Source organism: Rhizobacter sp. P2_D12 (assembly GCF_056404395.1).
The window spans coordinates 1-8,609 of sequence record NZ_JBFUEB010000172.1; the positions used below are offsets into that span (position 1 = coordinate 1).

An 8,609-nucleotide genomic window follows, 5' to 3' on the forward strand; every position below is an offset into this window, starting at 1 on the left:
GCGCATGGCCGCGGTGGTGGCGCCGCCGTCCCCGGCGGCGGCCTCGGCCGCGCTGCAGCCACCCGGCCCACCGTCGCTCGATGCGTTCGCCTCGCTGTACGCCGCAGCCGCGTCGGCGATGCCGGCGGCGAGCACGCCGCTGGCGGCCGACGAGATCGAGGTCTGCGGCGTCGGCCGCGTCAAGGCCAAGGACGGGCAGGCGCTCGACCGCACGCTGTTCACGTCGTCCGCCGAGCAGGCACGCAAGCGCCTGGTCGCGACGCTGGCGCAGCACCCGGATGAACTGGCGCGCGCCGCCGGCCTGCTGTTGCAGCGCGACGACGGGCCGCCGCATGCGAACGCGCCGCAGCCCTGCGACGGCGGCAACTGCGCGCCGGCGGGCAGCGAGGCCGAGCACCAGCGCCAGCCGCGCCTGCTGGCCAATGCGGCGCAGCGCGATGCGCTGGCGCAGATGGCGGTCAGCACGCGCTCGGCGGCGGTCTACACGCTGGCCTGGCGCGCGTGCCAGGCCAGCCCCGGCGGCAATTGCCAGCTGCTGTCGACGCGCCAGCTGACGACGCTCGACCCGAACAACGCGGATGCCTGGCTGGAGGTGGCGGCCGAGGCCGACCAGCGCGGCGAGCCCGGCATCGTCGACGAGGCGCTGTACCGCGCGTCCAAGGCCGGCACCGCCGACCTGCGCACGGGCCAGCTGGCGGCGCTGGCGCTGCGCAACCTGCCGCCCGGCACGCCGGCGGTCGAGCGGCGCGCGGCGCTGGAGCGCGTGATGGCGATCGAAAGCGCGCTGTCGCTGCCGGGCACGAAGACGCTGGTGCAGCACTGCGATGCCAACGCGGTGCGCGATGCGAACCGGCAGCAGGTGTGCTCCGACCTGGCCGAGTTGCTGGCGCGGCGCTCGACCTCGCTGCTCGACATGTCGCTGGGCCAGTCGCTGGGCGAGCGCGCCGGCTGGCCGGCCGAGCGCGTGCAGGCCGTGCGCCAGGAGCGCGATGCCTTCGCGCAGGCGATGAAGCCGCTGGCCGCGGCGCCGGGCACCGAGTGGTCGTGCCCGCAGATCGAGCGCAGCACCCGCTGGGTGCTCGAGGTCGGGCAGTTCGGCGAGGTCGGCGCGGCGCGCATGCTGATCGCGCGCAGCGGCCAGAACGTCGCGGTGCTGGCGAAGCAGTACCAGGACGACCGGGCCGCCGCGGCGCGGGCCGCCAGCAGCCCGGCTTCAGGGACGGTGGCGTTGAGCCAACGCTGACGCTCAGGCGCCGAGGTGCGCCTTCAGCCCCGCCGCGCCGGGTCCGAACGCATAGGCATCCATCCCCAGGCAGCCGTAGGTCACGGCGCTGTGCAGCCGCTCGGGCGCCGCGTCGCGTCCGCCGGCGCCGGCCGCCACGTACCACGGCAGCAGGTGCTCGTCGGTCGGGTGCATGTCGACGGCGAACGGCGCCTGCTGCCGGTAGGCGAACAGCGCATCCCAGTCGCCTGCCGCACTGCGCCCGGCCATCCAGGCGCGGAAGGCGGCGCTCTCGGCGATCTCGGCGGCGTCCAGCGCCGGCCGGCCGTCGCGGAAGATGCGGCGCAGGTTGTGCGTGATGCTGCCGCTGCCCATCACCAGCACGCCCTCGTCGGCCAGCGCGGCCAGCAGCTCGCCGAGCGCGAACTGCTGCGCCGGCGGCAGGTTGGGCACCCAGGCGAGCGGCAGCACCGGGATGTCGGCCTGCGGGCGGATGAAGCGCAGCATGCTCCAGATGCCGTGGTCCAGGCCGCCGTCGTCGCTGTGGTGCACCGGCAGGCCGGCGTCGCGCAGCCGGGCCTCGACCTGCGTGGCCAGCCCGGGTGCGCCGGGCGGGTTGTATTGCAGCTGGTACAGCGCGTCGGGAAAGCCCCCGAAGTCGTGCACCGCATGCTGCCGGGCCGCGCCCAGCAGCACCGGCTCGCGCGCCAGGCTGTGCGCCGAGACGGCGAGGATGGCCTTCGGGCGCTCGTAGTGCGCGTCGAGCGCCGCGCCCAGGCGCTGCAGGAACGGGCCGGTGACGCCGGGTTCCAGCGCCAGCATCGGCGAGCCGTGGGACAGGAAGATCGGGGGCAGGGTGTTCATGCCACAAATTGGAGCACCCCGCGGGCGCACCGGCGTTCGCCGGATTTGCACGCAGGGTTCACCGCGCTTGCGGCGTGCGGGCTATCCGGCCTGCTCCTTGCGCCGTTCGGTGACCGTGCGGCCACCGTGGCCCCAGTTGTCGGTCTCGACCTCGTCGATGACGACGAAGGTCGACTCCGGGTCCTTGTTCAGCACGCGGACCATCAGTTCCGTGGCCTCGGCGATCAACTGCTTCTTCTGCGCCAGCGTGACGCCTTCGCGGGTGACTTCGATGCGGATGTACGGCATGGCGGTTCACCAGTGACCGGCGGCCTGGCCACCATCGACGTGCAGGATCTCGCCCGTCACGAAGGCCGCGTTCTCGAGGAACAGCACCGCCTGCACGATGTCGCCGATCTCGCCCATGCGGCCCACCGGGTGCAGCCCGGCCAGCACCGCATGGTTCTCGGGCGGGTGCATCGGCGTCTTGATGATGCCCGGCGCCACCGCGTTCACGCGGATGCCGCGCGCCGCATACTCGATCGCGAGCGATTTCGTCGCCGCGTTCAGCCCGCCCTTGGTCAGCGAGGCCAGCACCGAGGGCACGCCGTTGATCGGCTGGTCGACGATGCTGGTCGTGATCTGCACGATGTGGCCCGAGCCCTGCTGCTCCATCCGCTTCACCGCCTGCTGCGTGACGTGGAAGAAGCCGGCCAGGTTGGTGGCGATGTTGGCCGCCCAGTCGTCGGCGCTGAACTGCGTGAACGGCTTGGCCGTGAAGATGCCGGCGTTGTTGACCAGCGTGTCGATGCGGCCGAAGCGGTCGACACCGTCGCGGAAGATGCGCTCGGCGGTCGCCGGATCGGCGATGTCGCCGGCCACGGCCAGGATGCCGGGGTCGTCGCTGGCGCGGATCGAACGCGAATTGGCGACGACGCGGTAGCCCGCTTCACGGTAGGCTTTGACGAGGGCGGCGCCGATGCCGCTGGAAGCGCCGGTGATGACGGCGGTCTTGGGATCGTGTTTCATGAGGTTCCTTGAGGAGTCCGGGAAGGGAAACTCACTGTATTGACCGGGCTCCACTGGATAAATCCGGTTCGGTTCATATCTGGCGCTACACGGTGTAATCAATCGATGAAACGTCAATTCGACGATGTGATGCTGGGCAGCATCGAGCTGTTCTGCCTGGCGGCCGAGCAGCGCGGGTTCACGGCCGCGGCCACGATCGCCGGCGTCACGCCGGCAGCCGTCAGCCGCTCGATCGGCCGGCTGGAAGAGCGGCTGGGCGTGCGGCTGTTCGTGCGGACCACGCGGCACATCCGCCTCACCGACGCGGGGCGCCAATACTTCGAGCGCTGCCGTGCGGCCCTGGACCAGCTGGTCGATGCGGAGCGCGAAGCCGGCGGCGAGCAGTCGCGGCCGTCGGGCACCTTGCGCATCAGCGTGCCCACCACCTACGGCCACCACCGGCTGCTGCCGGTGCTGCCGGCCTTCCAGGCGGCGCATCCCGAGGTCAAGCTCGAGCTGCACGTCAGCAACCGCAACATCGACTTCGGCGACGAAGGCTTCGACCTCGCCATCCGGGTGCGCGCGCCCGACGACTCGACGCTGGTGTGCCGGCACCTGGAGGATGCCGAGCTGGTGCTGGTCGCCGCGCCCGGCTACCTGGCCCGCCGCGGCGTGCCGGCGACGCCCGACGACCTCGACGGCCACGACTGCATCCAGTTCGAACTGCCCAGCAGCGGCCGCCCGATCCCGTGGCTGTTCAGGCAGGGCGGGGACGACGTCGAGCGCCTGACCCGCGGCCCCTACACCTGCGCCGACGACGTGCTGGCCGGCGTGACCCTCGCGCGCCATGGCGGCGGGATCTTCCAGGCCTACCGCTTCGTGGTGCAGGACGACCTGGCCGCGGGCCGGCTGGCCGAGGTGCTGGCCCCGCATGGCGGACGGTCGCGTCCCTACAATCTGCTGTATCCGCATGCACGCCACGTCCCGCTGAAAGTGCGGGCCTTCGTGGACTACCTGCTCGAACGCAAGCGCGAATGGGCTGCGCCGGCCCCGACTCGAAAGACCTCCCGATGACGCCTTCTGCTTCCCTGTGGACCCTGGCCTGGCGCCAGACCGCGCGCGATTTCCGCGCCGGCGAGCTGCGCCTGCTGCTGGTGGCGGTGATGCTGGCGGTGGCCGCGCTGAGCGCGGTCGGCTTCTTCGCCGACCGGCTGAACGCCGGGCTGGCGCGCGATGCGCGGCAGCTGCTGGGCGGCGACGCGATCGTCGCGAGCGACCAGCCGGCGCCTGCCGACATCGCCGAGCGTGCGCGCAGCCTCGGACTGCTCGTGGCGCAGACGGCCACCTTCCCGAGCATGGGCCGCGCGCCCGACGACAAGGGTGGCGCGTCGCGGCTGGTGGCCGTCAAGAGCGTGCCCGACGCCTACCCGCTGCGCGGCCGGCTGACGCTGTCCGACACCCCCGGCGGCCCGCAGCGCACGGTGGCGGGCGCGCCGCAGCCCGGCACGGTGTGGGTCGATGCCGGCGTGCTGGACGCGCTGCAGCTGAAGGCCGGCGACACGCTGCTGCTCGGCGATGCGAGCCTGCGCATCGCATCGGTCATCGTGATCGAGCCCGACCGCGGTGCCGGCTTCATCAGCTTCGCGCCGCGCGTGATGCTGAACGAGGCCGACCTGGCCGCGACCGGGCTGGTGCAACCGGCCAGCCGCGTCACCTACCGGCTCGCGGTGGCCGCGCCGCCGGGACGCGATGCCGCGCTGCGCGAGTTCGTCGGCTGGACCGATGCCCAGGTCAAGAGCCGCCAGCTGCGCGGGCTGCGTGTCGAATCGCTGGAGACCGGCCGCCCCGAGATGCGCCAGACGCTGGACCGCGCGCAGAAATTCCTGAACCTGGTGGCGCTGCTCGCGGCCCTGCTCGCCGCGGTGGCGGTGGGCATCGCCGCGCGCGATTTTGCCGACCGCCACCTGGACGACTGCGCGATGCTGCGCGTGCTGGGCCAGCCGCAGCGCGCGATCGCGCTGCAGTACCTGCTCGAGTTCGGCATCGTCGGCGTGCTGGCCAGCGTGGCCGGCGTGCTGCTCGGCTTCGCGGTGCACTACGTGTTCGTCTGGCTGCTCGCCGGGCTGGTCGATGCGGCCTTGCCGGCGGCCAGTGCCTGGCCGGCGCTGTTCGGCATTGGCGTCGGCTTCACGCTGCTGATGGGCTTCGGCCTGCCGCCGGTGCTGCAGCTGGCCCAGGTGCCGCCGCTGCGCGTGATCCGGCGCGACGTCGGCGCGCTGAAACCGGCCTCGATCGCGGTGCTGGCGGCGGGCGCGATCGGCTTTGCGGCGCTGCTGCTGGCGGTGTCGTCCGACCTGACGCTGGGCTTGATCGCGGTCGGCGGTTTTGCGGGCGCGATCGCGGTGTTCGCGCTGCTGTCGTGGATCGCGGTGCAACTGCTGCGCCGCGCGGTGCCCGAGTCGCGCGCGCCGCGCTGGCTGGTGCTGGCGACGCGGCAGATCGCCGCGCGGCCGGCCTTCGCGGTGCTGCAGGTGTCGGCGCTGAGCGTCGGCCTGCTGGCGCTGGTGCTGCTGGTGCTGCTGCGCACCGACCTGATCTCCAGCTGGCGCGCGGCCACGCCGCCGGATGCGCCGAACCGCTTCGTCATCAACATCCAGCCGGAGCAGGGCGAGGCCTTCCAGGCGCGGCTGAAGGCGGCCGGCGTCGCGCGCTACGACTGGTTCCCGATGATCCGCGGCCGGCTGGTGGCGGTGAACGGCAAGCCGACCACGACCGACGACCTGCAGGACGAGCGCGCCAAGCGCCTGCTCGACCGCGAGTTCAACCTGAGCCACGATGCCGCGCTGCCGCAGCACAACACCGTGACCGCCGGCCGCTGGACGCCGAACGAGGCCAACGGCCTGAGCGTCGAGGAAGGCCTGGCCGAGACGCTGCACCTGAAGCTCGGCGACACGCTGCGCTTCGACGTCGCCGGCATCCTGGCCGAGGGCAGGATCACCAGCCTGCGCAAGGTCGACTGGGGCTCGATGCGCGCCAACTTCTTCGTGATGTTCCCGACCGCGCAGATGCCGGACCTGCCGGCCACCTACCTGACGGCCTTCCGCGCGCCGGCCACGCCGGGCTTCGACAACGCGCTGAGCCGCGAATTCCCCAACATCACCGCGGTCGACGTGTCGGCCTCGCTGGGCCAGGTGCAGCGCGTGCTGGACCAGGTGATCCGCGCGGTCGAGTTCCTGTTCGGCTTCACGCTGGCGGCCGGGCTGGTGGTGCTGTTCGCCGCGGTCACCGCGACGCGCGAGGCGCGGGCGCGCGAGTTCGCGGTGATGCGCGCGCTGGGTGCGAGCGCGCGGCTGCTCGGCCAGGTGCAGCGCGCCGAGCTGCTGGGCGTCGGCGCACTGGCCGGTTTCCTGGCGTCGGTGGCCGCCATCGCGGTGGGCTGGGCGCTCGCGAAGTACGTGTTCCAGTTCAGCTGGAACGCGTCGCCCTGGGTGCCGCTGGGTGGTGCGCTGGCGGGGGCGCTGCTCGCGCTGGCCGCCGGCTGGTGGGGGCTGCGCGAGGTGGTGTCACGGCCGGTGGTCGAGACGCTGCGGCGCGCGGCCGAGTAGCCCGGATGACCATCCGGGCTACGGGTCAAGCCAGCCGGAACACCGACACCGCCTGCGCCAGCACGCGGGCCTGATCCTTCAGGCTCTCCGCCGCCGCGGCGCTTTCCTCGACCAGGGCCGAGTTCTGCTGCGTCATCTGGTCGAGTTGCGTGACCGCGCCGTTGACGCTGCCGATGCCGTCGCTCTGCTCGGACGACGMKGCAGTGATCTCGCCGATGATGTCGGAGACGCGCTGSACCGAGCCGACGATCTCCTTCATGGTGTGGCCGGCATCGGCCACCAGGCGCGAGCCGGARTCGACCTTCTCGACCGAGGCGCCGATCAGCGCCTTGATCTCCTTGGCGGCCTGGGCGCTGCGCTGSGCSAGGCTGCGCACCTCGCCGGCGACGACCGCGAAGCCGCGGCCCTGCTCGCCGGCACGGGCCGCTTCCACCGCGGCGTTCAGCGCCAGGATGTTGGTCTGGAAGGCGATGCCGTCGATCACGCCGATGATGTCGGAGATCTTCTTGGACGACGCGTTGATCTCGTCCATGGTCGAGACGACCTGCGAGACCACCGCACCGCCGCGCGCGGCGACCTCGGCGGCCGACGAGGCCAGTTGGTTGGCCTGGCGGGCCGAGTCGGCGCTCTGCTTGACGGTGCCGGTCAGTTGTTCCATCGACGAGGCGGCCTGCTGCAGGTTGGAGGCGGTCTGCTCGGTGCGCGCGCTCAGGTCCTGGTTGCCGGTGGCGATCTCGGCGCTGGCGGTCGCGATGTTGTCGGTCGACTGCTTGACCTGCGCCACCAGCGTGCGCAGCGCGTTCTGCATGCCGTCCATCGTGCGCACCAGGTGGCCGATCTCGTCGTCGCTGCGCGCCTGCACCGGCTGCGACAGGTCGCCATGGGCGATGCGGTCGGCCAGCTGGCTGGCATGCGCGATCGACGCGGTGATGCTGCGCACCGTCAGCACCGTCAGCGGCAGCAGCACGGCCAGCGCGAACAGCACGCCACCGACCAGCAAGGCCGATTGGGTCGCGATCGCGCCTTCCACCGCCTGCTGGCTGGCGGCCACATGCTCGCGCGACGCGTCCGACAGCACGCCCAGCGTCTTCTCGACCGCCTCGATGTTGTCCTTCAGCTGCCCGGCGTACGCGCCGGCCACTGCGCCGTCGATGGTCGCGCGTTCCAGCTGGTCGATCACCGGCAGCATGCCGTCGTGGTAGGCCTTCAGCTGCTCCAGCGCGGCGGCGACGGTCTTGGCCGGTTCGGCCTCGAGCCGCCGGGCCAGCCCGTCCAGGCGCGTGCGCGTATCGGCATGCGCCTTCGTCCACAAGGCCTTGTTGTCGGTGACCTCGTTGACGTTGTTGAAGTTGATCACCATCTCCTTCTCGAAGCGGCGCAGCCGGCCCAGCGTGGTGCGCAGCTCGCTGATGTCGGAGGCGGTGCCGAAGTCGTCGGCGACCAGCGTGCGCACCGTCGAGCGGGTGTCGTGCAGCGCCAGCCAGCCGAGGGCACCGATGGCGCCCAGCAGCAGCAGCGAGAAGGCGGTCGCGAAGTAGAGGCGCGAGCGGATCGAAAGGCGTGTGAGCGAGAGCATGGGGTGTCCTTGCGTGGAGGAACGGGGCCTTGTCTCGAATTTCTTGTTGTCGACAGGGGCGCGGGCCGGGGGCAGCCGCGCCGGGGCACCGCGTCAGTGCGTCGAATCGATCAGGCCCATCTCGGCGCTGGCCATCAGGGCTTCGATGTCCATCAGGATCAGCATGCGGTCGTTGACGCTGGAGATGCCGGTGATGAAGCTGGTGTCGACGGCCGAGGCCATCTCGGGGGCGGGCTTGATCGAGTCGCGGGCGAGCTCGAGCACGTCGCTGACCGAATCGACGACGGCACCGACGACGCGGCCGCGCACGTTCAGCACGATCACGACGGTGAAGCTGTTGTAGTCGGCGGTGTCG

8 protein-coding genes are annotated in these 8,609 nt (G+C 72.0%); 3 read left to right on the forward strand and 5 right to left on the reverse strand.

Annotated features, from left to right (window positions below):
* Positions 1–1,243: hypothetical protein (locus AC1DYN_RS30480; RefSeq protein WP_477966196.1), on the forward strand; the 1,243-nt coding region annotated here is incomplete at its 5' end.
* Positions 1,244–1,246: 3 nt separating this feature from the next.
* Here AC1DYN_RS30480 and AC1DYN_RS30485 read toward each other — a convergent pair.
* The 3 genes from AC1DYN_RS30485 to AC1DYN_RS30495 all read right to left on the reverse strand — a co-directional run bounded on the left by AC1DYN_RS30485 (position 1,247) and on the right by AC1DYN_RS30495 (position 3,094).
* Positions 1,247–2,086, reverse strand: a complete 840-nt coding sequence (locus AC1DYN_RS30485) for a dioxygenase family protein (protein ID WP_477966198.1) — start codon at positions 2,084–2,086, stop codon at positions 1,247–1,249.
* Positions 2,087–2,167: 81 nt separating this feature from the next.
* A complete protein-coding gene (locus AC1DYN_RS30490) occupies positions 2,168–2,374 on the reverse strand; it encodes a tautomerase family protein (protein ID WP_477966200.1) in 207 nt (68 codons plus the stop codon).
* Between the two features lie 6 nt (positions 2,375–2,380).
* Positions 2,381–3,094 (reverse strand): SDR family NAD(P)-dependent oxidoreductase, encoded by a 714-nt coding sequence (locus AC1DYN_RS30495; RefSeq protein WP_477966202.1) that lies wholly within the window; start codon positions 3,092–3,094, stop codon positions 2,381–2,383.
* 105 nt (positions 3,095–3,199) lie between these two features.
* Here AC1DYN_RS30495 and AC1DYN_RS30500 point away from each other — a divergent pair, with 105 nt between their 5' ends.
* Together AC1DYN_RS30500 and AC1DYN_RS30505 are read left to right on the forward strand one after the other, a co-directional pair.
* Complete coding sequence (locus AC1DYN_RS30500) at positions 3,200–4,147, forward strand: LysR family transcriptional regulator (RefSeq protein WP_477966204.1); 948 nt, start codon at positions 3,200–3,202, stop codon at positions 4,145–4,147.
* Complete coding sequence (locus AC1DYN_RS30505; protein WP_477966206.1) at positions 4,144–6,678, forward strand: ABC transporter permease; 2,535 nt, start codon at positions 4,144–4,146, stop codon at positions 6,676–6,678. The genes AC1DYN_RS30500 and AC1DYN_RS30505 overlap by 4 nt, the downstream gene beginning before the upstream one ends.
* Positions 6,679–6,703: 25 nt before the next feature.
* On the opposite strand, the gene AC1DYN_RS30510 is transcribed toward AC1DYN_RS30505, so the two are convergent.
* The gene (locus AC1DYN_RS30510) at positions 6,704–8,254 is read right to left on the reverse strand and encodes a methyl-accepting chemotaxis protein (RefSeq protein ID WP_477966208.1); all 1,551 of its coding nucleotides are present in this window, start codon (positions 8,252–8,254) and stop codon (positions 6,704–6,706) included.
* 93 nt (positions 8,255–8,347) lie between these two features.
* Positions 8,348–8,609, reverse strand: a 262-nt coding sequence (locus AC1DYN_RS30515; RefSeq protein WP_477966210.1) for a chemotaxis protein CheW, incomplete at its 5' end; no start/stop codon positions are given.

Coding starts and splice junctions, on each gene's coding strand:
- AC1DYN_RS30485 (WP_477966198.1), bottom strand. CDS start 2,086: ATGAACACCCTGCCCCCGATCTTCCTGTCCCACGGCTCGCCGATGCTG.
- AC1DYN_RS30495 (WP_477966202.1), bottom strand. CDS start 3,094: ATGAAACACGATCCCAAGACCGCCGTCATCACCGGCGCTTCCAGCGGC.
- AC1DYN_RS30500 (WP_477966204.1), top strand. CDS start 3,200: ATGAAACGTCAATTCGACGATGTGATGCTGGGCAGCATCGAGCTGTTC.
- AC1DYN_RS30490 (WP_477966200.1), bottom strand. CDS start 2,374: ATGCCGTACATCCGCATCGAAGTCACCCGCGAAGGCGTCACGCTGGCG.
- AC1DYN_RS30505 (WP_477966206.1), top strand. CDS start 4,144: ATGACGCCTTCTGCTTCCCTGTGGACCCTGGCCTGGCGCCAGACCGCG.